The 22,738-nt window shown below is 67.6% G+C and carries 24 protein-coding genes; 7 read left to right on the top strand and 17 right to left on the bottom strand.

The genetic code is table 11. From position 1 onward, the window contains the following. Positions 1-15: 15 nt before the first annotated feature. Both AC06G6_RS18240 and AC06G6_RS18235 read left to right on the top strand, forming a co-directional pair. The gene (locus AC06G6_RS18240; protein ID WP_479824484.1) at positions 16-759 is read left to right on the top strand and encodes an aspartate/glutamate racemase family protein; all 744 of its coding nucleotides are present in this window, start codon (positions 16-18) and stop codon (positions 757-759) included. Positions 760-792: 33 nt separating this feature from the next. Next, the gene (locus AC06G6_RS18235; RefSeq protein ID WP_479824482.1) at positions 793-1,776 is read left to right on the top strand and encodes an aldo/keto reductase; all 984 of its coding nucleotides are present in this window, start codon (positions 793-795) and stop codon (positions 1,774-1,776) included. A gap of 22 nt (positions 1,777-1,798) precedes the next feature. Here the strand turns inward: AC06G6_RS18235 and AC06G6_RS18230 are convergent, their stop codons facing one another. Continuing rightward, entirely contained in the window at positions 1,799-2,323 is a 525-nt protein-coding gene (locus AC06G6_RS18230) for a DUF488 domain-containing protein (protein WP_479824480.1), read from the bottom strand. A 95-nt stretch (positions 2,324-2,418) separates the two neighbouring features. Between AC06G6_RS18230 and AC06G6_RS18225 the strand changes: the two genes are divergently transcribed. Then, positions 2,419-3,063: a uracil-DNA glycosylase gene (locus AC06G6_RS18225; RefSeq protein ID WP_479824478.1), complete on the top strand. Its 645-nt coding sequence runs from the start codon at positions 2,419-2,421 to the stop codon at positions 3,061-3,063. 23 nt (positions 3,064-3,086) lie between these two features. Here the strand turns inward: AC06G6_RS18225 and nboR are convergent, their stop codons facing one another. The 10 genes from nboR to uraD form a co-directional block, all read right to left on the bottom strand. After that, positions 3,087-3,713 carry a nicotine blue oxidoreductase gene (nboR, locus tag AC06G6_RS18220; RefSeq protein ID WP_479824476.1) on the bottom strand — a complete coding sequence of 209 codons (627 nt, stop codon included), beginning with the start codon at positions 3,711-3,713 and terminating at the stop codon, positions 3,087-3,089. Positions 3,714-3,735: 22 nt separating this feature from the next. Next, entirely contained in the window at positions 3,736-6,477 is a 2,742-nt protein-coding gene (gene aceE / locus AC06G6_RS18215) for a pyruvate dehydrogenase (acetyl-transferring), homodimeric type (protein ID WP_479824474.1), read from the bottom strand. A 211-nt stretch (positions 6,478-6,688) separates the two neighbouring features. Beyond that, on the bottom strand, positions 6,689-7,534 hold the full coding sequence (locus tag AC06G6_RS18210; RefSeq protein ID WP_479824472.1) for a fumarylacetoacetate hydrolase family protein: 846 nt from the start codon (positions 7,532-7,534) through the stop codon (positions 6,689-6,691). A 45-nt stretch (positions 7,535-7,579) separates the two neighbouring features. After that, on the bottom strand, positions 7,580-8,308 hold the full coding sequence (locus AC06G6_RS18205; protein ID WP_479824470.1) for a maleate cis-trans isomerase family protein: 729 nt from the start codon (positions 8,306-8,308) through the stop codon (positions 7,580-7,582). Between the two features lie 8 nt (positions 8,309-8,316). Next, complete coding sequence (locus AC06G6_RS18200) at positions 8,317-9,783, bottom strand: amidohydrolase family protein (protein WP_479824468.1); 1,467 nt, start codon at positions 9,781-9,783, stop codon at positions 8,317-8,319. Positions 9,784-9,807: 24 nt separating this feature from the next. Beyond that, a complete protein-coding gene (locus AC06G6_RS18195) occupies positions 9,808-10,644 on the bottom strand; it encodes an aspartate/glutamate racemase family protein (protein ID WP_479824466.1) in 837 nt (278 codons plus the stop codon). After that, positions 10,641-11,324, bottom strand: coding sequence for a GntR family transcriptional regulator (locus AC06G6_RS18190; RefSeq protein ID WP_479824464.1), 684 nt, complete (start codon positions 11,322-11,324; stop codon positions 10,641-10,643). Before AC06G6_RS18190 ends, AC06G6_RS18195 begins: the two co-directional genes overlap by 4 nt. Positions 11,325-11,393: 69 nt before the next feature. Next, positions 11,394-12,734 carry an MFS transporter gene (locus AC06G6_RS18185; RefSeq protein WP_479824463.1) on the bottom strand — a complete coding sequence of 447 codons (1,341 nt, stop codon included), beginning with the start codon at positions 12,732-12,734 and terminating at the stop codon, positions 11,394-11,396. Positions 12,735-13,125: 391 nt separating this feature from the next. Further along, positions 13,126-13,467: a hydroxyisourate hydrolase gene (uraH, locus tag AC06G6_RS18180; RefSeq protein WP_479824461.1), complete on the bottom strand. Its 342-nt coding sequence runs from the start codon at positions 13,465-13,467 to the stop codon at positions 13,126-13,128. Next, the gene (uraD, locus tag AC06G6_RS18175; protein ID WP_479824459.1) at positions 13,464-13,961 is read right to left on the bottom strand and encodes a 2-oxo-4-hydroxy-4-carboxy-5-ureidoimidazoline decarboxylase; all 498 of its coding nucleotides are present in this window, start codon (positions 13,959-13,961) and stop codon (positions 13,464-13,466) included. The genes uraH and uraD overlap by 4 nt, the downstream gene beginning before the upstream one ends. Before the next feature lie 255 nt (positions 13,962-14,216). Between uraD and AC06G6_RS18170 the strand changes: the two genes are divergently transcribed. Further along, positions 14,217-14,474: a hypothetical protein gene (locus tag AC06G6_RS18170; protein ID WP_479824457.1), complete on the top strand. Its 258-nt coding sequence runs from the start codon at positions 14,217-14,219 to the stop codon at positions 14,472-14,474. A 307-nt stretch (positions 14,475-14,781) separates the two neighbouring features. Here the strand turns inward: AC06G6_RS18170 and AC06G6_RS18165 are convergent, their stop codons facing one another. From AC06G6_RS18165 to AC06G6_RS18150, 4 genes are all read right to left on the bottom strand, one after another. After that, positions 14,782-15,282 carry a hypothetical protein gene (locus AC06G6_RS18165; protein ID WP_479824455.1) on the bottom strand — a complete coding sequence of 167 codons (501 nt, stop codon included), beginning with the start codon at positions 15,280-15,282 and terminating at the stop codon, positions 14,782-14,784. 312 nt (positions 15,283-15,594) lie between these two features. Beyond that, positions 15,595-15,987, bottom strand: coding sequence for a hypothetical protein (locus AC06G6_RS18160; protein WP_479824453.1), 393 nt, complete (start codon positions 15,985-15,987; stop codon positions 15,595-15,597). Positions 15,988-15,998: 11 nt separating this feature from the next. Continuing rightward, on the bottom strand, positions 15,999-16,328 hold the full coding sequence (locus AC06G6_RS18155) for a PadR family transcriptional regulator (protein ID WP_479824451.1): 330 nt from the start codon (positions 16,326-16,328) through the stop codon (positions 15,999-16,001). A 156-nt stretch (positions 16,329-16,484) separates the two neighbouring features. Further along, positions 16,485-17,330, bottom strand: coding sequence for an alpha/beta fold hydrolase (locus AC06G6_RS18150; RefSeq protein WP_479824449.1), 846 nt, complete (start codon positions 17,328-17,330; stop codon positions 16,485-16,487). A 188-nt stretch (positions 17,331-17,518) separates the two neighbouring features. Here AC06G6_RS18150 and AC06G6_RS18145 point away from each other — a divergent pair, with 188 nt between their 5' ends. After that, positions 17,519-17,686 (top strand): hypothetical protein, encoded by a 168-nt coding sequence (locus tag AC06G6_RS18145; RefSeq protein ID WP_307464437.1) that lies wholly within the window; start codon positions 17,519-17,521, stop codon positions 17,684-17,686. A 107-nt stretch (positions 17,687-17,793) separates the two neighbouring features. Here AC06G6_RS18145 and AC06G6_RS18140 read toward each other — a convergent pair whose 3' ends face one another. Beyond that, entirely contained in the window at positions 17,794-18,456 is a 663-nt protein-coding gene (locus AC06G6_RS18140) for a serine hydrolase (protein ID WP_479824447.1), read from the bottom strand. 456 nt (positions 18,457-18,912) lie between these two features. Here AC06G6_RS18140 and AC06G6_RS18135 point away from each other — a divergent pair, with 456 nt between their 5' ends. Both AC06G6_RS18135 and AC06G6_RS18130 read left to right on the top strand, forming a co-directional pair. After that, a complete protein-coding gene (locus AC06G6_RS18135) occupies positions 18,913-19,833 on the top strand; it encodes a 2-hydroxyacid dehydrogenase (protein ID WP_479824445.1) in 921 nt (306 codons plus the stop codon). Between the two features lie 121 nt (positions 19,834-19,954). Further along, positions 19,955-20,995, top strand: a complete 1,041-nt coding sequence (locus AC06G6_RS18130; protein ID WP_479824443.1) for a DUF808 domain-containing protein — start codon at positions 19,955-19,957, stop codon at positions 20,993-20,995. A 152-nt stretch (positions 20,996-21,147) separates the two neighbouring features. Here AC06G6_RS18130 and AC06G6_RS18125 read toward each other — a convergent pair whose 3' ends face one another. Next, a complete protein-coding gene (locus tag AC06G6_RS18125) occupies positions 21,148-22,632 on the bottom strand; it encodes an amidase (RefSeq protein WP_479824441.1) in 1,485 nt (494 codons plus the stop codon). Positions 22,633-22,738 lie beyond the last annotated feature (106 nt).

Here is a 22,738-nt window from a genome sequence, read left to right as displayed (position 1 = left end):
AAGGAGAACAGCACCATGCGCATCCTTGTCGCCAACGTCAACACCACGCAGTCCATGACCGACTCCATCGCCGCGCAGGCACGCCAGGTGGCGCTTCCGGACACGGAAATCGTGGGGCTCACCCCCCGCTTCGGCGCGGACTCCTGCGAGGGCAACTTTGAGAGTTACCTGGCGGCGATCGCCGTGATGGACCGGGTGCTGTCCTATCCGGAGCCGTTCGACGCCGTGATCCAGGCCGGCTACGGCGAGCACGGCCGGGAGGGGCTCCAGGAGCTCCTCGACGTCCCGGTCGTGGACATCACAGAAGCGGCCGCGAGCACTGCGATGTTCCTGGGCCACAAGTACTCCGTGGTCACCACCCTGGACCGGACCGTTCCGCTGATCGAGGACCGGCTGAAACTGGCCGGGCTCGATGCCCGCTGCGCGTCGGTCCGGGCCAGCGGGCTGGCGGTCCTGGAACTGGAGGAGGATCCGGAGCGCGCCGTGGAGGCCATCATCGAGCAGGCGCTGCTGGCTGTCCGCGAGGACAAGGCGGAAGTCATTGTCCTCGGGTGCGGCGGCATGGCAGGTCTGGACGAGGAGATCCGGCAGCGCGCCGGCGTTCCCGTGGTGGACGGGGTGGCGGCAGCCGTCACCATCGCCGAATCCCTGGTCCGGCTGCGGCTGAGCACGTCAAAAGTCCGGACCTACGCCAGCCCGCGGCCCAAGACCGTCACCGGCTGGCCGTTCGCGGCCGCCGCCACGCAGGCCGCTCGCTGACCCCGCGCTGCGGTTCCGGCCTATAGTCGGATGATGGAAAAGCGAATCTTGGGCAAGACCGGACGGAACGTCTCCATTGTTGGACTGGGGACCTGGCAGCTTGGTGCGGACTGGGGGAACGTGGACCCCGCGCAGGCGCAGGCGATCCTGGCCGCCTCCGCGGAAGCCGGGGTCACTTTCTTCGACACCGCGGACGTGTACGGCGACGGCCGCAGCGAGCAGGCCATCGGCAAGTTCCTGGCCGAGAACCCGGGCCTGGAGATCACGGTGGCCACAAAGATGGGCCGCCGGGCGGAGCAGCTGCCGGAGAACTACAACCTCGCCAACTTCCGGGAGTGGACGGACCGGTCCCGGCGCAACCTGGGCATGGAGCAGCTGGACCTGGTCCAGCTGCACTGCCCGCCCACCGCCGTGTACAGCAACGCCGAGGTCTATGACGCGCTGGACACCCTGGTTGCCGAAGGTGCCATCCGGAACTACGGCGTCAGCGTGGAGCGGACCGACGAGGCCCTTGAGGCCATCCGGCACGAGGGCACGGCCACCGTGCAGATCATCCTCAACGCCTTCCGGCTCAAGCCGCTGGACGAGGTGCTGCCCGCTGCGGAGGCGGCCGGCGTCGGCATCATCGCCCGCGTGCCCCTCGCCTCGGGGCTGCTCTCGGGCAAATACACCGCGGACACGTCCTTCGCGGCCGACGACCACCGGAACTACAACCGCACCGGCTCGTCGTTCGACGTCGGGGAGACCTTCTCCGGCGTGGACTTCGGGCAGGGCCTGAAGGCGGTGGCCGAGTTCGAGGAACTGGTGCCCGACGGCGTCAGCACCGCCCAGGCGGCCATCGCCTGGATCGCGGCACAGGACGGCGTCAGCACCGTGATCCCCGGCGCGCGGAACGTGGACCAGGCCCGCGCCAACGCCGAAGCGGCCGGGGTCAGCGGGATCGACGCCACGTTCGACGTCGGCGTCCGGGAAATCTACGACAAGTACTTCCGCGAATCGATCCACCCGCGCTGGTAGCAGCCGTCGCCGGCGTATCCGGTCAGTCCGCCGGATACCAGACCCGTTCTCCGTCCACTCGCGCGAAGGAGGTCAGGGTGTGGGGTTTGGCGGACTTTTCCGACATGATGTCCAGCACCTCGACATTGCGGACCAGGAGCGCGTCACCGATCAGCGAGCGGTGGCAGCGCCACGGGACCGCTTCAGCACACATGATCGCCACATTGTTGGTCCGCCCGCGTTCCAGCAGCTGGCCGATGGCGGTGGAAAATTCCTCGGTCTGCATATAGTCGGCGTACCCCCGGAACGACGCGTTCCGCCAGGCGCCGTTGGGGCTGTCCTTGCGGGGATGCCGCAGGCCGCCGAGGGAATCCATCCGCCGGTAGGTGATCCCGGACGCCCGCACGCTCGCCGCGAGGGCGTCCGCGTTGAACTGCGGGTTGTGCCGCGACTTCGGGACGGTGCGCACATCGATCAGCTTCCTGACGCCGTGTGCCTTCAGGATGCCGATGAATTCGTCGATGGGGTGCGTGGAGTGCCCCACCGTGAAGATGGTCATGTCCGTCATGCCCCCATGCTAGGACGGCCGGGAAGCCCGTGCCGGCGGCGGAGCGGCCGGGATAGTCTGATGACCCGACAAGCTGCCAAGGGAACGGGCCCGGAATGACTTCATCCTCCATCGACGGCTTCGTTGACCGGCTCGCTGCCGTGCCGACGGGGCCGGGGTGCAACAACTTCTTCGACCACACCGTGCCGGGAAATGCCCAGCGCCGCCGGAACCTGGCGATCTACCTGCGGGAAATGCAGGACCGCTCCCCGAAGGTGCTGCTGGTCGGGGAAGCGCCCGGCTTCAGGGGCATGAGGATCACCGGCGTCCCCTTCACCAACCGCACCATGTTCGAGGGTCCCGCCAACGCGTTTGGGCTGTTCGGGCCCGGGAAGGGCTACGTGCTTCCGGCGGAAGCTGCGGCTGTGGCGGCGGAGCCGACGGCCACGGTGATGTGGCAGGTGCTGGCCGAGCTGGAATTCCTGCCCCTGCTCTGGAGTGCCTGCCCGTGGCATACCCACGTGCCGGGGAAGCCGCTGTCCAACCGCACCCCGACGGCCTCCGAGGCCGCACGGGGAACCCCGTTCTGGCAGGCGCTGACCGAGATTTTTCCTATCGAAACGGTCGTGGCCGTGGGGAACGTGGCGCACCGCAGCCTGCAGCGGAGCGGCCTGGACGTGCCGAAAATCAGGCATCCCGCCCACGGCGGCCGGTCCGGATTCAAACGGGGGCTGGAAGAGCTGTTCGTCCCCGCCCGCTAACGCGGTCCCGGCTTCGGTTGGCCCTAGTCGAGGAGGTGCAGCTGGTCGGGGGTGTCGAGGTCCGCGCCGCCGGAGAGGTCGCTGCAGTCCACGAGGTCGATGAGCTCCGGGTGGGCCTGGAGGAAAAAGCGTGCGCCGGCGTCGCCCGCTGCCGTTTCCACCGCCTCAGCGCGGAGGCCTGCATCCAGAAGCAGCGGATGTCCCCGCCGCAGCTTCCCCTCCGCAGAGCGGTAGCCGGCCGCCGTCACCCGGCCCGGCCGGTGCGATGCCAGCAGCCGGGCGACGGTCGCAGCCGTCAGCCCGGGCTGGTCCACCAGCGCGATGAGCACATGGTCGTCCGGGGCGGCCGCGGCGACGCCGAGCCGGAAGGAGCTGCCCATCCCGCCGGCCCAGTCCGGGTTGTCGATGACCCGGTGCCGGCGGAGGTCGGTGCCGGCACGGACGGCTGCCGCGTCCGCGCCGAGCACCGCCACGACTTCCCGGCAGCCGCCCGCGACCAGCACATCCGCCAGCACTTCCACGAGCGTGCGCCCGCGGAACGGCAGCAGTGCCTTGGGCCCGAGCCCCAGCCGGGTCCCGGCGCCGGCGGCGAGCAGCACCGCCGTCGTGCCTGCTGCCCGGCTGTGGTCCGGTGCTCCGCTGTCGTTCATCTGCCCACCCTAACGCCGCGGGTCAGGCCTCGCCCCCGGTTCCACCGGTGGTCCCGGCGTTGACGTCCAGGAGCTTGTAGCGGTCCATCGCGTAGGCGGGCACGCCGCCGTCGACCTCCCCGCGCGCGGCCAGCAGCTGCAGGGTCTTCACCACAATCGAGTGGGTGTCGTTCTTGAAGAAGCGGCGGGCCGCGGCGCGGGTGTCGGAGAAGCCGAAGCCGTCGGCGCCGAGCGAGGCGAACTGGTGCGGCAGGAACTGGCGGATCTGGTCCGGGACGGCCTTCATGTAGTCGGTGACGGCCACGATCGGACCGGTCGCGCCGGCGAGCTGCTCGGTGACGAACGGGACGCGGGCCGGCTGGCCGGGGTTGAGGAAGGCCTCTTCCTCGGCCGCGAGCCCGTCGCGGCGCAGTTCATTCCAGGACGTCACCGACCAGACATCGGCGGAAACACCCCAGTCCTCGGCGAGGAGCCGCTGCGCCTCCAGGGCCCACGGCACCGAGACGCCGGAGGCCAGGATCTGGCTCTTGGGCCCTTCCAGGTCCGACGCCGACACCCGGTGGATACCTTTCAGCACACCGTTAACATCGAGGTTCTCGGGTTCGGCGGGCTGGAAGATCGGCTCGTTGTAGACCGTGAGGTAGTACATCAGGTTCCGGTCCTTGGACTCCGGGCCGTACATCCGCTCCAGGCCGTCCCGGATGATGTGGCCCATTTCGTACCCGAACGCGGGATCGTACGTCAGGACGGCCGGGTTGGTTGAGGCCAGGATCGGGGAGTGCCCGTCGGCGTGCTGCAGGCCCTCGCCGGTCAGGGTGGTGCGGCCGGCGGTGGCGCCGATGATGAACCCGCGGGTCATCTGGTCCGCGGCGGCCCAGAAGGAATCTCCGGTGCGCTGGAAGCCGAACATCGAGTAGAAGACGTAGATCGGGATCAGCGGTTCGCCGTGCGTGGAGTAGGACGTGCCCGCGGCGGTGAACGCCGCCACGGCGCCGGCCTCGTTGATGCCCGGGTGGATCAGCTGGCCCTGGGCGGATTCCTTGTAGGCGAGGACCAGGTCGCGGTCCACGGAGAGATAGCCCTGGCCGTCCGGGTTGTAGATCTTCGCGGAGGGGAAGAACGCGTCCATGCCGAAGGTGCGGGATTCATCCGGAACGATCGGGACAATGCGGTGCCCGAACTTCTTGTCCCGGAGCAGATCCTTGAGCAGGCGCACGAACGTCATGGTGGTGGCGGCACGCTGTTTCCCGGAGCCGCGCTTGGCAACCTCATAGGTTTTCGGGTCGGGCAGCGCTACGGGCGCGTGGTCCGGCCGGCGTTCGGGGACGAAGCCGCCGAGGGCGCGGCGGCGTTCCATGAGGTACTGGATCTCGGGGGAGTCCATGCCGGGGTGGTAGTACGGGGGCCGGTAGAGGTCCATTTCGAGCTGGTCGTCGGTGATGGGGATGCGCAGGTGGTCGCGGAAGGCTTTCAGGTCCGCGAGGGTGAGCTTCTTCATCTGGTGCGTGGCGTTGCGGCCCTCGAAGTGGGTGCCCAGGCCGTAGCCCTTGACCGTGTGGGCCAGGATGACGGTGGGTTTGCCCTTGAATTCCGTCGCGGCCTTGTACGCGGCGTAGACCTTGTTGTAGTCGTGGCCGCCGCGCTTGAGGTTCCAGATCTGGTCATCGGTCAGGTCCTGGACCATTTCCTTGGTCTGCGGGGTCTGCCCGAAGAAGTGCTCGCGGACGAACGCGCCGGACTCGGCCTTGTAGGTCTGGTAGTCCCCGTCGACGGTTTCGTTCATGATCTTCACGAGCGAGCCGTCCTCGTCCTTGGCCAGCAGGTCATCCCATTCCCGGCCCCAGACGACCTTGATGACGTTCCAGCCCGCGCCGCGGAAGAACGCCTCGAGTTCCTGCATGATCTTGCCGTTGCCGCGCACGGGACCGTCGAGGCGCTGGAGGTTGCAGTTGATCACGAAGTTCAGGTTGTCGAGCTTGTCGTTCGCGGCGAGCTGGAGCAGGCCGCGGGACTCGGGCTCGTCCATTTCCCCGTCGCCCAGGAACGCCCAGACCTGCTGGTCCGAGGTGTCCTTGATGCCGCGGTTCTGCAGGTACCGGTTGGACTGGGCCTGGTAGATCGCGTTCATCGGCCCGATGCCCATCGAGACCGTGGGGAACTCCCAGAACTCCGGCATCAGCCGCGGGTGCGGGTACGAGGAGAGGGCATGGCCTTCCTTGGACTTCTCCTGCCGGAACCCGTCCAGGTCCTCCTCGGAGAGCCGGCCCTCCATGAAGGCCCGGGCGTACATGCCGGGGGAGGCGTGGCCCTGGAAGAAGACCTGGTCCCCGCCGCCGGGGTGGTCCTTGCCGCGGAAGAAGTGGTTGAACCCGACCTCGTAGAGGGTCGCGGCCCCGGCATAGGTCGAGATGTGGCCGCCGACGCCGATATCGGCCCGCTGCGCCCGGTGCACCATGACCGCGGCGTTCCACCGCAGCCACGCCCGGTATTTCCGCTCGATTTCCTCGTCCCCGGGGAACTCCGCTTCCTGGTCCACCGGGATCGTGTTGACGTAGTCCGTGGTCGTGACCATCGGAACACCCACGGACTGCGCGCCGGCCCGCTGGAGCAGGCTGCGCATTATGTACTGGGCACGCTCGGTGCCCTGTTCCTGAATCAGCGTGTCCAGGGACTCCAGCCACTCGGCGGTCTCTTCCGGATCACGATCAGGCAGCTGGTTAGTCAACCCGCTGAGGATATGGGAGGTCTCTTCTCCTGCAGCCACGTCCAACCTCTTTTCGTCATTGAATGGTCGGCTCAAGTTTTCATTGTGTGAGAAAACTTTCTTGCAATTCGAGAATACGCAGGCGATTGCAGGCAGTCAAAACAGGCCGGCCTCCAGTCGCCGGCACGGCCTGCCGAGAGGCTGTGGGCGGATTGTGACTGCGCACCGGACGCCGCGGAAGGCCATGCCAACCGTGCCTGCATGTCCCAATTCAGGCCTGGACGAATTCCTGGCGTTGGCGTCCAAGGCCGGACACCTCAATCTCCACGACGTCCCCGGCTTTTAGATAAGGGAAGCGCCCGGACAGGGCCACGCCCTGCGGAGTGCCGGTGCAGATCAGGTCGCCCGGTTCGAGGACGAGGTACTGGCTGAGGTTATGGATGATGGTGGCCACATCGAAGATCAGGTCCTGCGTGGTGGAGTCCTGGCGCGGTTCGCCGTTGACCCAGCTGCGCAGCCGGAGGTGGCCCGGGTCCACGTCCTCAGGAGTGACCAGGTACGGGCCGGTGGGGCAGAACCCGGCGCAGCTCTTGCCCTTGGACCACTGACCGCCGGGACCTTCCAGCTGGAAGGTCCGCTCGGACAGGTCGTTGACGGTGACGAAGCCGGCGATGTGGCTGAACGCATCCGACGGCGACTCGAGGTAGGAGGCGCGGGTGCCGATGACTACGCCCAATTCGACTTCCCAGTCCGTTTTGGTGGAGCCGCGCGGGATGGCGACGGCGTCGTTGGGTCCTACGACAGTGTTGGCAGCCTTCTGGAACAGGACCGGTGCCGTGGGTGGTTCGGAACCCGATTCGGCGGCGTGTGCGGCGTAGTTCAAGCCGATGCCGAACACAGAAGACGGCCGGGTGATGGGTGCCCCGATGCGGAGGTTCGCGGCATCCATTTCCGGCAGTTCCCCGGCAGCCAGGGCGGCTGCTGCGCGGGCGGGACCGCCTGAGGACCAGAAGTCCGCGTCAAGGTCCGGGGTGAGTCCGGCCAGGGAATAGAACGTTTCACCGTCGACGATGGCGGGAGTTTCGGCACCGACGGCGCCGAGGCGTGCAAATTTCATGCGGTTATTTCCTTCTTGAGGTCTGGATCAGGTTCCCGGGGCGTCTCAGTTCGCCAGGAGCCTGCCCCAGCGAGGGTCCAGCAGCGGGGCGCCCGCCATCCTGAGGCAGTGCCAGAGCGTGACGGCCACCGAGTCGAGCACGGGAACGCCCGTTTCGGCCTCGATTTCGGCGGTGATGTTGGCGCCGTAGAGGTTGGTGCAGAGGTAGATGATGGCGTCCGGCCGGGCCGCGGCCAGCTCCAGCGAGCCCGGGCGCATCTCCTCGTCGGCCACGCGGGCGAACGATTCGTTGTCGCTCAGGCCCAGGAACCGGTGGTCCAGGGTCTTGATGCCGTCCCGTTCGTAGGACGCCACGATCTGTTCGTTGACGTCCCCGGTGTACGGGGTGAACAGCCCGATGCGCCCGGTGCCGAAGGTCCGGAACGCCTCCATGTAGGCCAGCGTGGACGTGGTGGCCGGGATGCCCGTGGCGTCCGTGATGTCCGCCACGATCCGGCGGTCGTGGTCGGCGCCCAGCCAGGAGCCGGAGGTGCCGTTCCAGGCGATGACGTCCACGTCGGCGGTGGCGAGGAGCTCGGCGGCCGACCGCATGACGGCGGCGTCGAACTGTTTGTCCGAGGATTTGTCCAGGGCAATCCGGGTGACCGGGATCCGGGCGAAGTGGATGGTGACGTCGTCGCGGCCGCCCAGGATCCGGTAGCTCTGCGGCTCGAGGCAGGTGTTGGAGGACGGCACGATCATGCCGATGCGGGTGGCGCGGGTTGCGGTAGGCATGCGGGCTCCTAGCGGGTGGCCCGGACGGCCGGCGCGGCGGCGGCCGCAGCGGCGGGAGTGGTGACGGACAGCGAAGACTGGTGCTCGCGGAAGCCGTCGCGGGCCACGAACCGGCCCACGGGACCGGGGTCGTGGAACCCGTCGCTGTCCAGCACCACGCGTCCGGCCGAGACGACGACGGCGGGCCAGCCTGTGAGCGTCCGGCCGTCGAACGGGGAGAAATCGGTGCCCATGTGCAGGGCGCCGCCGTCGACAGCGCGTTCCTCTGCCGGGTCGAAGATGACCAGGTCGGCGTCGAAGCCGGGCGCGATGGTGCCCTTGCGGGGCAGGGCATTGATGCGGGCCGGGCCTGCGGCGAAGACCTCGACGAAGTCCTCCACCCGCCCTGCGCCGTCGCGGGCGGCCTGCATCAGGGCCGTGAAGGTGACGGGCATCCGGGTTTCGACGCCCGGGAGGCCGTGCGGCATCTCGCGGATGTCGTCCGTGCGCTCCCGCTTTTGCGTGAGGTCGTAGCAGGAGTGGTCGGAGGCGACGGTGTGGATGGCGCCGTCGGCCAGGCGTTCACGGAGCGCGGCGACGGTCCGGGGGCTGCGCATGGGCGGGCAGCAGGCGAACCACTCCGGCATCACCGAGCCGTAGACACTGTCGTCCAGGGTGAGGTAGTGCGGGCAGGTCTCGGAGAATGCCTCCTGCCCGCGGCGGCGGGCCTCGCTGACCAGGTCCACGGCGCCGGGAGTGGACTGGTGTACAAAGTAGATGGGGGCGCCGGTGTATTCGGCCATGGCCAGGGTTTCCTTGACCGAGACCTCTTCGGCCAGTTCCGGGCGGGTGCGGTGCAGGTGGTCGATGCCGATCCGGCCGTCGTCCGCGTGCTGCTGGGTGCAGTCCGCGATGATGGGGTCGTGCTCGGCATGGATGTAGGTGAGGCCGTCCAGGCGGACCATTTCGCGCATGACCTTCAGGATGGTGTCCCCGTCCGCCATCGTGGTGCCCCGGTTGGTGGTGTACATCTTCACGGACCGGACGCCCTCGGCGGCGAGCTGCTCGAGCTGCCACGGCACGGTTTCGTCCCAGCTGACCACGGAGCCGTGCAGGGCGACGTCGCACCGGGACTCGCGGGCCAGTTCCTTCTTGTGCAGGACGGCGGCGAGCGGCGTTTCCCGGGAATCCCGGGGGATGCCGAAGTCGATGATGGTGGTGGTGCCGCCCCACAAAGCGGCCGTCGACGTCGTCCGGTAGTCATCGAGGGTGCGGAACCGCCCGGTTATCTGGGCCACGTGGCAGTGCCCGTCCACGCCGCCAGGGATGACGAGCCGGCTGGCGGCATCGATGACGCGGACAGCGGCGGGGACGGGTTCGGCCGCGTCCACGAGCCGGTCGACGCGGCCGTCCCGGACCACCACGTGGGCGTGCTGGCGTCCGAAGCTGTTGACCACGGTTCCGTGGGCGATGACGAGTTCTGGGGTATCGGACATCGGTGTCCTCCTAGGTAGAAGTAGCTAGTTGGCCGGTGCGGGCGCGGCCGGCCGGGCGGCGGCGCTGCGGACGGCGTCGTGCGCTGCCGCGTTCTGTGCCGTGGCGAGGGCGGCGTCGAGGTTCTCCGTGAGGCCGCGTCGGGCCTTCGCCGGGGGAGGGGCGAAGGCGCCCGCGCGGTGCGGGCCGGAATCGAGGCCGACGACGGCCTCCGCCATCCGGATGCCTGCGGAGATGCCGTCCACCACGGGGACCCCGATCTGGCCGCGGAGTTCGCGGGCCAGTCCGGCGAGCGGCGCCCCGGCGAGGATCACGACGTCGGCCCCGTCCTCGGTGACGGCCTGGCGGCTGAGGGCGAGCAGGGTTGCCTTGAAGTCCTGCTGCACCGAGGCGATGCCGTGGAGGGCTTCGTTGATGGAGCGGATCGACGCCAGCCGGCCGCCGAGCCCGAAGCGTTCCACGCAGTCCTGGTACCAGGGCCTGATCCGGTCGGAAATGGCGATGATGGAGAACCGGTGCCCCTGCAGGGCGGCGGCGCAGAGTGCCGCCTCGGTGATGCCGATGACGGGGACGTCGGCGAGTTCCTTCAGCGCCGGCATCCCGGGGTCGCCGAAGGCGGCCACTACGACGCCGTCGAAGCTGCCGCCGTCGACGCAGGCGCCGTCGCGGGTGTACTCGGCGATGATTTCGGCGACGGCTCCCGCCGCGATCAGGGACTCAAAGCGGGTTTCGATGTATTCGACGCCGTACCCGGCGGTCCGGACCAGCAGTTCGGTTCCGGGGGAGGCGGAGCGCAGGGCCTCCGCTTCGATCAGGGCGGTGACGTCGTCGCTGATGTTGGGGTTGATGACAAGAAGTTTCATGGGTTCTTCCGATGAAGGGAGGGTTCGGTCCGGCTGAGATCCTCCGGAAACTGGTCACGGTATTTGCCGATGTGCGACGCCGACTGGGCGGCTGCCCGGTCCGGGTCGCCGCTGGCGATGGCGGCGTAGAGGGTGCGGTGTTCCTCGATGAGTTCCGGCAGGTCGCTGACGTGGCGGAAGAGCCAGTGCATGCGGCCCTGGAGCGGTTCCAGTGCCGATTTGAGGAAGCCGTTGTCCGCGATCCGGGTGATTGCATCGTGGAATTCGCTGTTGGCGCGGTGGGCTTCCATGATGGCGCCCTTGGCCAGGCAGCGGTCGGCTTCATCCAGCAGGCCCTCGAGGGCGCTGAGGTCTTCGGCGGTGGCGCGGGTGGCGGCCAGACGGCAGGCCAGGACTTCGAGGGACTGCCGGACGTCGAACAGGTCCTCGACGTCCTTGGGGCTCAGGGTGCTGACCTCGGCCCCGCGGGCGCCCCGGTCGCTGACGAGCCCTTCCTGGCGCAGCATGCGGAGGGCCTCGCGGACGGGGAGGCGGGACACGTTGAATTCGGCGGCGAGGTCGCGTTCCACCAGCCTGGTGCCGGGAACGTAATGCCCTTCAAAGATCCTGTTGCGGAGGGTGTCCCGGACAGCCTCCCGGAGGGGGCGTTCCTTGTCCTGGGTCTCTTCTGCGGTATGCATGGTTCTCCACTTTCGGTTCTTGTCCGGCATTGCGTTCCCGGCGTCAGGAGCAGGGTGCGTGTGGCTAGCTTAGACAGGTAGCCGCTTGTTGTAGTTCAGGGTCAGGACGGATACGCCCATGATGATCGCGGATCCCACGAAGTACAGCAGGGCCCAGGTGTAGGAGCCGGTGGCGCCCACGATCAGGCCCACCGCAATCGGGGTCACGAAGCCGGAGATGTTGCCGCTGAAGTTCATCGCGCCGCCCAGGACGCCGGCGTTGGTCCGGCCGCCCAGGATGGAGGGGATGCTCCAGAACAGGCCCACCCAGCGGAGGAAGAACATGACCACGGAGAGGAGGACGACGGCGGTGGTGGGGTCGGACACGACGGTGACGCCGATCAGGCCGCCGATCACGACCACACTGGAGGTGCCGAGGAGCGTGCGCATCACACGGTTGGCCGAGGCGCCGGTGGACTGCCACTTGTCGGCGATGGCGCCGCCGAGGATCTCGCCGACGAAGCCGGCGCCGAAGATCACAAACGTGGACCAGCCGATGGTCTTGAGGTCGAAGCCCTTGTCCTGGGCCAGGTAGAGCGGTCCCCACGTCAGCAGTCCGTAGAAGACGCCGTTGAATCCCAGCCAGCCGAAGCACATGGCCCAGAAGGAGCGGAATTTCAGGTAGGGCAGGAGTGCGCGTTTGCCCTTGCTGCCGTCGAGTTCGGCGGCAGCGTCCTCGGCCGCGTGGGAGGCCTCGATGTATTCGGCCTCGGCGTCGTTGACTCCGCGGTGCTCGCGGGGGTGGTCGCGGACGTACCACCAGACGGCCAGGCCCATCAGGACGGTGGCGGCGCCGGCGATGATGAAGGCGGTGCGCCAGCTCCCGGTGGATGCGATCAGGCCGGCGATCAGGATGCCGCCCAGGCCTGCGCCGAGGGGTGCGCCGGCATCAAGGATGGTGGCGCCGCGGCCGCGCTCTGACTTGTGCATCCAGATCGCGTTGAGCTTGCCGCCGGCCGGCATAACGCCGGCTTCGGTGACGCCGATGCCCAGCCGGGCGATGAACATGCTGAGGAAGCCGCCGGCCAGTCCGGAGGCTGCCGTGGCCGCGCCCCAGCCGACGCAGGACGCCGTCATGACCTTGCGGGGGCCGAACTTGTCGATCAGCAGTCCCACCGGGACCTGCATCAGCGCGTAGGTCCAGAAGAAGGCGGAGAGCAGCAGGCCCACCAGCTCCGGGGGCAGGTTGAATTCCTTCTGGATGATCGGGAGGGCCACCGAGATGGAGCCCCTGTCGATGTAGTTGACGGCGACGAGGACCAGCAGGAGCAGGAACATTTTCCAGCGGACGTTGGTGCGACGCTGCACGCCGTCCTTGCCGGTTTTGTCGTCGGGGAGCGGTACTGCGGTTTCAGTGTTTTGAACAGACACAACTTCTCCTTTACAGAGAGGAAAATTGCAGACGGGGAAAGACTTGGGTGTTCGCGGGGCAGGGGCACTGGTGGGGCGTCCTGGGTCCAAATCCGGAAGCGCCGGGCAATGACTGAAAGCCCGGGATCCGTAGCGCGATCTTTTGGGATCCCAATTTGGGATCCCAAAATTTAGATTAGAAGTGACGGGGGCCACTGTCAAGGAATTTGTTTCGGTTGTGGCCCACCCGGGCCAAATAACCGATTGTGACCGCCGGCGCCGTCTGGTCCTGCCGTGGGTCGGGGGAGGGGCGAGGGGCCGGCCGGTGAGCATAAAGAAGGCCCGCGGTGACGCCGCGGGCCTTCTTTGCCCGGGTTCGGTGCGCTCCAGGCGTGGTGCAGGTTTCGGGTGTTCAGCTGCCCCGGTAGGTGGAATAGGCGAACGGGCTCAGCAGCAGCGGCACATGGTAGTGCGCCTCCGACTCCACCACCCCGAACGTCAGGGTCACTTCGGGGAAGAACGTGTCGGTGCCGCTGGCGGCGAAGTACTTTCCCGTGTCGAAGGCCAGGCGGTAGGTCCCCGTCGGCAGCCGGTCCGGCCCCAGTTGCTTGATGCGCCCGTCCGCGTCCGTGGCGCCCTCGGCGATCTGGACCCAGCGTTCGCCGTCGAGCATGTGGAGGGTGACCGGGACGTCCGCCGCAGGCTTGCCGGAACCGGTGTCGAGTACATGGGTGGTGACGTGGGACATGCTCATTCTTCCATCAGTCCTTTGAGCCGGAGCACCGCGATTTCCCGCAGCTGCTCGCCAATAATTGCCTGTTCTTCTTCGGGGGTGTGGCCGAGCCTGGTGGTGAGTGCGGCCAGGATCTCTTGGCGGCTGCGGCCGGCTGCGCGGATCAGGAATACCTGCCCGAACTTCTCCTCGTAGGCCCGGTTGCCTTCGGCCAGGGCTTCCGCGACCGCGGCGTCGGCCTCGCCGAGTCCGGCCTGTTCCGACTGGGAGAGCCTGGCCTCAGTGCTGTTTCCCCGGGCCCGCTCGCCGATCCGCGGGTGGTGGGCGAGGGCTGCTTGGATCTCGGCCGGGGTGAACGGGTCGGCCGTGGAGCGGCCTGCCTCCAGAAGTGCTTCGAGGCTGGAATAGGGCCGCGCGTCCGCCAGGTCGTCGATCCAGCGCTGGATGTCCAGGCAGGGCCGCAGGGCATCGGCGGCCTCGGTGCGGCTGGCCGCGTTGAACTGTTCAAGGTGCATGAGGCAGGTCCTCGCGTTGTGATGCTGGCATCCACGGTGTAGGGCTATGCGGACAAGTCATTCCGCATCATGGAACTCTTATTTCAGCATATGCAAAAAGTGAACCGCACCCGCCTGCCGGTGTCAACTTCGGGGTCGGCGGTTGACGGCGGAAAGGATCCGGAGCCCCACAGATCCAAGCGCAGTGCTCCGGCCGCGAATCTGCTCCCCACGTTAGTGTGGGAAGGAGTTGATCCGCGGATGAAAGGCAGTGTCATGAGTGATCCGAACGAACCGAGCAACGATCCGGCCGGCCTGCGGGGCCCCGGCGACCCGGACGCCGTCGAGTCCCGAGAAGCCGTCGAAGTCCGCCGGCCGCATGCCGAACCCGGCCAGAGCGGCAACATCCGCGAGGAACAGCTGACCCAGGCCGCGGGAACGGTACCCGCCGCGTACGTCGGGTCCGGTGACCCGGAGGCGGAGGACAAACCGGAGGACGCCGCGGACACCGGCATGTGGGACGACGAAACCTAAACTCCAGGCCCTGCCGGTCGGGTGACGCTGGTTCATAGACCGGCAAAGCTCGCGTGGCTGGGCCTCAAGGTTCTACTTCGCCCGGCGGTCCGGGGGCACTTTGCGGCCCGCCGTCGTCGAACTGGCCGACGGCGGCACGGCGCTTCGTATCAAAGCGCCCCCGGATGGCAGGGAGCGAACCCGGCGGCAGGGGACAGGGCCGGACGGCACCCCGGCGCCGGGCGGCCCGCCAGGATTTCGGGCAAAAAGTGAGCCAGGGGACAGGTCCCCTGGCTCTCGGTGCGCAGTCGCGTGGGCTGCTGGGCGATCAGCGGTGGAGCCTGGCCACGTCGCTCTTTTCCCAGCGGGTCCAGTCGGACCAGTTGTCACTGTTGCCGCTGCGGACGCGGAAGGAAACGAGTTGGTAGACCTCTTCGCTGCCCCGGCGGTCCAGGTTCGGCACGCGGTCGTAGCTGTGAATCGTCACGGCGTCGTCACGGCGATCGAAGGACTTCCAGAACGTGGACTTCCCCAGGAAATCGTCATTCCGGCCGCGGTCGTCTTCGAAGCGCAGCTGGCGGATCTCCACTTTCTTGTTGCCGTTGCAGTCCACGTAGATCCGGAAGTCCACTCTGACTTTGCTTCTGTCTTTGTTGTCGTGCTTGACGGGCTTGAGCGGATCGACTGTGCAGCCGCGTTCGGAGGTTGATGCAACGGCCGGCCCGGCCGCGGCAACAGGTCCCCCGATGAGCCCCAGGGCGACGGCCGGGATCAGTGCGATCCTTGCCGCCCGGGAGCGGGACTTTCTTGGTGAGGTAGTGATGGACATTGTCTTGGTTCTTCTGCCTGATGATGCGAATCTTTAGCTTTGGACGGCGTCTGCCCGCCGTGATCACACCGCGGTAGCGCTGCAAATCAGGCGGCGGCCCTCCGTTCCAATTTCAATCAGCTCGCCCGTGATCGGCCGGGGAGGCGAGCCGGCGTCCGCTCGTAGGATGAGTGGCCCGGTGCCTTAATCCTCCGCCGCTCGCGGCCCTTGATCAATAGAGGCGCATTCCGGGCTGACCAGCGGTTCTTCTCCGGCGGTCCGGGGGCACTTTGGGCCGGGCCCGTGAATCTGAGTGCTCGCTGAAAGGGCACCTCAGCGGGCGACGCGGGAGCTCTGCGCTGGCTGGAGGTAGTCGGTCAGGAACCCGGCCACGATGCTGGCCAAAAGAACCACGAGCCCTGGCAGGAGCGTGATGGGGCCGACGTACTCGCGGACGTCGACCCTGAAGATGAGTGCCAGGAGGACCGCCAAAAGGGCGTAGGCGATCGCCATTGCGGCCCCGATCATCGTGATGGTGTGTCCCCGTGTCCGCCTCTTCTTCTTGGGGAACTGCTGCGCGTACTCCTCGGCGGTACCGAATTCGGCCTCCGCGGGAGTCCCGGCGGAGGCCTGGTGCCCCCGCATCTCGTCGATGACGTCGGCGATCTCGGGTTCGGACAGCCCACGCAGTCTGAGGTTGAAAGTCAGTTTTCGCTCGTAGTTCATGGCTGTCCCCGTTAGGTCGCCCGGATATTGGTGAGGGCCTGGCCCATCCGGCGCCAGGCCGCTGCCGAGCGCTCCAGCTCATGGCGGCCCTGCTCGGTGAGTGTGAACTGCTTGCGACCCGGGCCTGCCTGGCTATGCTCCCACGTGTGCTCCACGAGGCCCTGGTCCTCCAGTCTCTTCAGGAGGGGGTACAAGGTTCCGCCCTTGATGCGGGTGAAGCCGTGCTCCCGGAGGACCTCGGCGATGGCATAGCCGTGACTATCACCGTGGCTGAGCACCGCGAGCACTGCCTGCGGCAGCGCCGCACGCGTCAGCTCCTGATCAAAGTCGATGTCCTCCACAACTAGATAGTGTCACTAGGTAGGTAGCTGCGCAATCCAATCACACGCCGGACCGGCGTCGAAATGGCCGACGCCGGTCCGGCGTTTCGCGTCGAAGGGCCCGGGCCCGCGCGAACCGGCTCGGGAGTGAGCCGAGATGGCCCGGGCCGGCCCAGGCTACGCCCGCGGCTTCCCCAGGAACCCCAGCAGCAGCTCGTTGACCTCGGCGGCGTGGGTCCAGAGCATGCCGTGCGGGGCGCCCTCGATCTCCACGTACTCGGCGCTCGGCAGGGCCTTGGTGAACATCCGGCCCGTGGCGTCGATCGGCAGGATCCTGTCCGCGGTGCCGTGGACGATCAGTGTGGGCACGTCGATCTTGGGGATGTCGGCGCGGAAGTCCGTGAGCCAGGTGGGTTGCGCGGCTGCCGAAGCGGTGGGCCCGCCCGACGTCGCCAGGTTCCAGCCCGCCCGCATGACCTCCTCGCTGAGCCGGGGCGTGCCGAGGAACGTGTCGCTGTTGTAGAAGTTCTTGAAGAACTCGGTGAAGTAGGCGTAGCGGTCGGTGGTGACAGCCTCCATCAGGCCGTCGAACACGGACTGCGGGACGCCGTCCGGGTTGTCCTCCGCCTGCAGGAGGTAGGGCTCCAGCGAGCCGAGGAACACGGCCTTCGCCACCCGGGCCGAACCGTAGGTGCCGAGGTACCGGCCCACTTCGCCGGTTCCCATCGAGAAGCCCACCAGCACGACGTCGTTCAGATCCAGGTCGGTGAGCAGGGTGTTGAGGTCGGCGGCTAAGGTGTCGTAGTCGTAGCCGTCGGTGGGCTTGCTGGACTGGCCGAAGCCGCGGCGGTCGTAGGTGAGGACCCGGTAGCCGGCGCCCAGCAGGGCCGTGGTCTGCCTCTCCCAGGACGATCCGTCCAGGGGGTAGCCGTGGATCAGGACCACCGGCTGCCCGCTGCCGTGGTCTTCGTAGTAGAGCTCGATGTCGGTGCTGTTCTCGGTTCCAACCTTGATGTAAGCCATGTCAGCGGTCCTCTCGGTACGGTTCGGAAGTCAGTTCGTGCAGGAGCGGCGCAGCGCTGGTGCCACTGTACGGAACCAACGCCGGCAGGCAGCAGGGTGTTCCCGCGGGATCCCGGCGACGCGCGTTTTGAGTCGAATACCCCAGGGGGTATAGTTGTGACAACAGACCTACCAACAAGGAGAACCAGATGTGCCGACAGGTTGCATGCAAGAAGTGCGGTAAGACCACTTGGGCCGGCTGCGGCCAGCACGTTGACTCGGTCATGCGGGGCGTCAAGAGCGCTGACCGCTGCAAGGGTCACGAGGGTGAAGTCAGCACCAAGACCGGCTTCTTCGCCAAGCTCTTCGGCCGCTAAAACCGGTTCTCCAGATCGCAGGGCCCCGTTGCACACCGTGCGGCGGGGCTCCGCGCGTTAACAGCCCGGGCTAACGCCCTCCGCGCAGACGCCCGCCAGTCGCCGCCCTACTCCAGCAGCGCCTTCGTCACCACGCCCGTCAGGTCGTGGATCATGGCCAGGCGCTTCTCGCTCCCGCCGTCCTCGCCCCAGCTGTAGATGGTCAGCGCGTAGGACCGGTCGCCGGAGCTCAGGATGGCCGCGTCGTGGAGGTAGCCCCCCAGCGCGCCGTACTTGTGCTGCACCGTGATGCCCGGGCCGACCGCAGCGGGAATGAGCCGTTCGTTGTTCGTCTTCTGCATGTAGCCGAGCAGTTCCTGCGTGTGCTCCGCGTTGATCAGCTGGCCCGTGGACAGCTGTTTGAGCAGGTCCGCCATCTCGGCCGGGGTCAGCAGGTTCTGCTCCGGGTCGTAGCTGATCCCGATCGACGCGGCGTACTCGATCAGCCGGGGGTAGCCGATGTCCTGCATCAGCAGCAGCCAGGCGTCGTTGCTGCTCGCGTTGACCATCGCCTGGATCTGGAACGCGGCGTCGTAGCTGCCCAGCGGCACGTCCAGCGACTTCTCGCCGGTCTCCACCAGGTGGTAGTAGGCGGCCGCCGTGATGATTTTGGCGGTGCTGGCGGCCACAAACTCGGTTCCGTCGCCGTAGCCGCGCGGCTCCCCGCCGTGGGTGTCCGCGAGGACGACGCCGATCCGGTAGCCGGGGTTTTCGGCCAGGACCCGCCGCACCTCGGCGTCGAGGGCATCGAGGTCGACGGCGGCCTGCGGGGCTTCCGCCGCCGGGGCCTCGGCCGCGGGCTGTTCCTCCCACTGGTCCTGCCACAGGTCCTCGGGCCGGCGACGAAGTCCGTCCCGGGAACCGGTCCGGTGCGGACGGCGCCGAGGGTCACCATGCCCACCAGCAGCAGGGCCGTGGCCGCCCAGACCAGAAGCAGCTTCGTCCGGGCAGTGAGGGACTTGGCGGCCGGACGGGAGGGTCCCGAGGTGTTCATGGTGCAGGACCTTCCAGGTCAGTTAGGGAGAGGGGTTTCCTGCAATGTATGCCCGGGGAATGGGCATGTCCAAATGCCGCGCGGGGCGGCGCGAAGGTGACGGCAAACTCCCTCCGGGGACGGGGTCGGCTGTGTGACACGGCCCACGGCGGAAGCACCGTCCAAGGGCCCCTGCACCATTAGGCTGGCAGCTATGCCGAGGAAAATAACCGTTAGCCTGCCGGACCCGACTCTGCGCGAGTACCTCAAGCCCCACCCCGACGTCACCGTCCTCGAATGGGACCTGACCGGGGAACCGCCCCGGCCGCGCCTCGACATCGTGGTCCAGCCCTATATGGGCAGCGCGGAGGTCCTGCGCGGCCTGGAAGCGGTGGAGACCGGGCTCGTGCAGAGCACGTCGATCGGGTACGACGGCGTCGCGGAGTCGCTGCCCGCGGGGCGGGTGTTCGCCAACGCCGCCGGCGTCCACGAGACCTCCACCGCAGAACTGACCCTGGCCCTGATCCTGGCCAGCCAGCGCGAGTTCCCGCGGCTGCTGCAGAACCAGCAGGAGGGCCGCTGGGAGACCCGGCCCACCGCCAGCCTCGCGGACCGGCGGGTCCTGATCGTCGGCTACGGCGGCGTGGGCAAGGCGATCGAGGACCGCCTCCTGCCCTTCGAAACCACCGTGACCAAAGTGGCCAGCAGGGAACGGACGGACCCGCGCGGCCACGTCCACGGCATCGACGAGCTGCACACCCTGCTGCCGGAGCACGACATCGTGATCGTGGGCGTTCCGCTCAGCGACGCCACCCGCCACCTCATCGACGACGCCTTCCTCGCGGCCATGCTCGACGGCGCCCTACTCGTCAACGTGGCCCGCGGCCCGGTCGCGGACACCGACGCCCTGGTCCGGCACACCGGCTCCGGCCGGATCCGCGCCGCCCTCGACGTCACCGACCCCGAGCCGCTGCCGCAGGACCACCCGCTGTGGCGGACCCCCGGCGTCATCATCAGCCCGCACGTCGGCGGGGCCAGCTCGGCAATGCGCCCGCGGATGGGAAAGCTGGTCCAGCGGCAGATCGAACTCATGCTGGCCGGCGAACCGCCGGTGAACGTGGTGCTGGGCGGCTAAAAACCGGGCCAGTCCCGCCACCGGGCCGCCCGCCACCATATAATTCGAGAATGCCAATATCGCGCCTTGACCGAGGCAACCCCGTCCAGCCGTCCGCCCTCAAGCCGAACGGAAGCGTGCTGTGAGCGGCGGTCTCGTCGCCCTGCTGGACGACATCGCCGCCCTGGCCCGCATAGCGGCCGCCTCGGTGGACGACGTCGCGGCCGGAGCCGCCAAGGCGGGGGCCAAGGCCGCCGGCGTCGTCATTGACGACGCCGCCGTCACCCCGCAGTACGTGTCAGGGGCGGACCCGTCCCGCGAACTGCCGATGATCAAGAAGATCTTCTGGGGCTCGCTCCGGAACAAGCTGCTGATCATCCTGCCGGCGCTGCTGCTCATCAGCGCCTTTATCCCGGGCGTCATTCCGTTCATCCTCATGCTGGGCGGCACGTACCTCTGCTACGAGGGTGCCGAGAAGGTCTGGCACAAGTTCTTCGGCCACCACGAGGCCGAGGAAGACACCCCGGCGGTGGACCGGGGCCCGGAGGCGGAGGCCAAGGTCACCAAGGGCGCCATCACCACCGACTTCATCCTTTCCTGCGAAATCATGGTCATCGCGATGAACGAGATCTCCGCCGAGTCCATTTGGGCCCGGGCGGCCATCCTGGTGGTCGTGGCGCTCGCGATCACGGTGGCCGTGTACGGCGCCGTCGCGCTCATTGTGAAGATGGACGACATCGGCCTGCACCTGGCAGCCAAGGACTCCGCGGGCGCCCAGCGCTTCGGCGAGATGCTCGTCAAGGGGATGCCCGCAGTGCTGACCACGATCACCGTTATCGGGACCGTCGCCATGCTGTGGGTGGGCGGTCACATCATGCTGCAGGGGGCCTACGACCTCGGCTGGCACCTGCCGTATGACCTGGTCCACGTCCTGGAGGCTCCTTTCGCCGGGATCGCGGTGGCGGGCGGCTTCCTGGCCTGGCTCGTGAACACCCTGTGCTCGGCCGTGCTCGGTCTCGCCTGGGGCCTCCTCGTTATGGCGATCCTGGTCCCGCTGCTCAAAGTGCTGCCGTTCGGCAAGAAGAAGGGCGGCCACGCAAAGGGCGGGCATGAAGCGGGCGACGACCGCGCCGCCGTCGACGGCCATCGGCCGGAGAAGCACGACGCCGGTCCCGCCTCCTAGCTCGCACCCGCCGGCAGAGGCAAGTTCGGGCGAGCACTGATGGTCGGCCGACTGCCGGTGTGCGATCAGCTTCCGGTCGCCACGGGTGACGAGTGGATCCCGATGTCCTCACCGAGATCGGAGTTGATCGTGATGTTGGGAGTCATGGCGTCCTAGAGGGCTGGTGCTGTTCGTCCTTGCAGGGTGGCTTCAGATGCGGCTGCGAGTGCCAGGAGGGACCGCTCGCTGTACGGAACGGCCATGAACTCCAAGCCGACGGGCAGCCCGTCGGGTGTTTGTCCGGCCGGGACGGTGATCGCGGGGAAGAGGAGTTGGGATGCGATGACGGTGTTCGTCGGGTAGGTCAGGCAGGTCCAGCGGTCAGCGAAGATGTCTTCGCGCGTCGGGGCCGGGAGTTTGGCGTCCGGGAAGGCGATGGCGTCGAGCCGGTTCTGCGCGATGATTCCGATGACCTGTCGCTGGAACGCGGCCTGGGCGAGCAGGCGTTCAACATAGTGGGGATCATCGGTGGGTTGGTCCGGGCCGGCCACAATCGCTTCGAGCAGGTCGAGTTTTTCGTGGTACTGCTTGGTGTCGATCAGGTGCCGCATGGAGGGGATTCCGGCGGCAGGCCGGGCGGCCACGAATTCGTTCATGTCCGACTGCGAGCGTGTCGTGTAGAGCGATGTGAAGCCGACCTGATCATCGAGGTTGTCGATGGTGATGTCGATGAGCTCGGCGCCGGCGTCGCGCAGAGCCGAAAGCGCGGCTTCGATGGTTGTGTTGACCTGGGCGCCGTCCGGGTCGGCGTCGTCGCCGAAGGCTTGGCGGAGTATCCCGATGCGCTTGCCGGTGAGGGTCGCGTCCTGAAGTGCATCCGCATAGGGCTTGCCGCGGCCTGCGATGACCGCTGCGGCGGTGAAATCGTCGCGTTCGTCGTAGCCGACCATGACGTCGAGAAGCCGGACGGCGTCTTCGACTGTCCGGGTCATCGGCCCGGCGGTGTCCTGGGGCTTTACGAGCGAGGACATCCCGGCGCGGCTGATGAGCCCGGGGGTAACACGAAGCCCGACGAGGCCGCAGAAGGACGCGGGCAAGCGGATCGAACCCCCAGTGTCCTCTCCGATTCCGACGAGTGAGAGATTCGCGGCTACGGCTGCGGCGGTTCCGCTCGAGGATCCACCGGGATCTCGAGCAAGGTCGTAGGGGTTTTTGGTCACCCCGCTGCGGGAGGAGGTCGAGAACCAGGACGTTGCGAAGTCGGGGAGCGTGGTCTTGCCGAGGATGATCGCGCCGGCCTCACGGAGTTTAGTAACGGCGGTCGCGTCCTGTTCGGGCTGGTAACCACCGGAGGCGATGCTGCCGAATGTCGTGGGCAGGCCGGCGGTCTCAATCTGGTCCTTAACGACAATCGGTACGCCATGAAGCGGGCCCGCCAGCTGGCCTGTTTCGGAGAGTTCCCGGTCGAGCCGGCGTGCCTCTTCCAAAGCGGTCTGTGAGATGGCAATCAGTGAATTGAGCTCCGGCCCGGACCGGTCGATTAGCTCGATGCGGTCCAAGTAGGCGCTGACAAGGTCCTCGGCGGTGAATTCACCGCTGAGGAACGCCGAGTGCACCTGGGCAATGGTCAACTCTTCGATGGGTCGTTTAATAGCCATAGGTTCACTGTTCCTTAATCGTTGTGGTCAGGATAGGGGGTCGCCTCCCGCAGGCACCCCGATCCGCCGTCAGAGGAATCAGTCCCACCCCAAGCCCCCGGACGTA

The organism is Arthrobacter sp. CJL-S3 (genome assembly GCF_056711635.1).
Note: the sequence above shows the minus strand (reverse complement) of the source record. Positions and strands in the feature narration are given on the sequence as shown.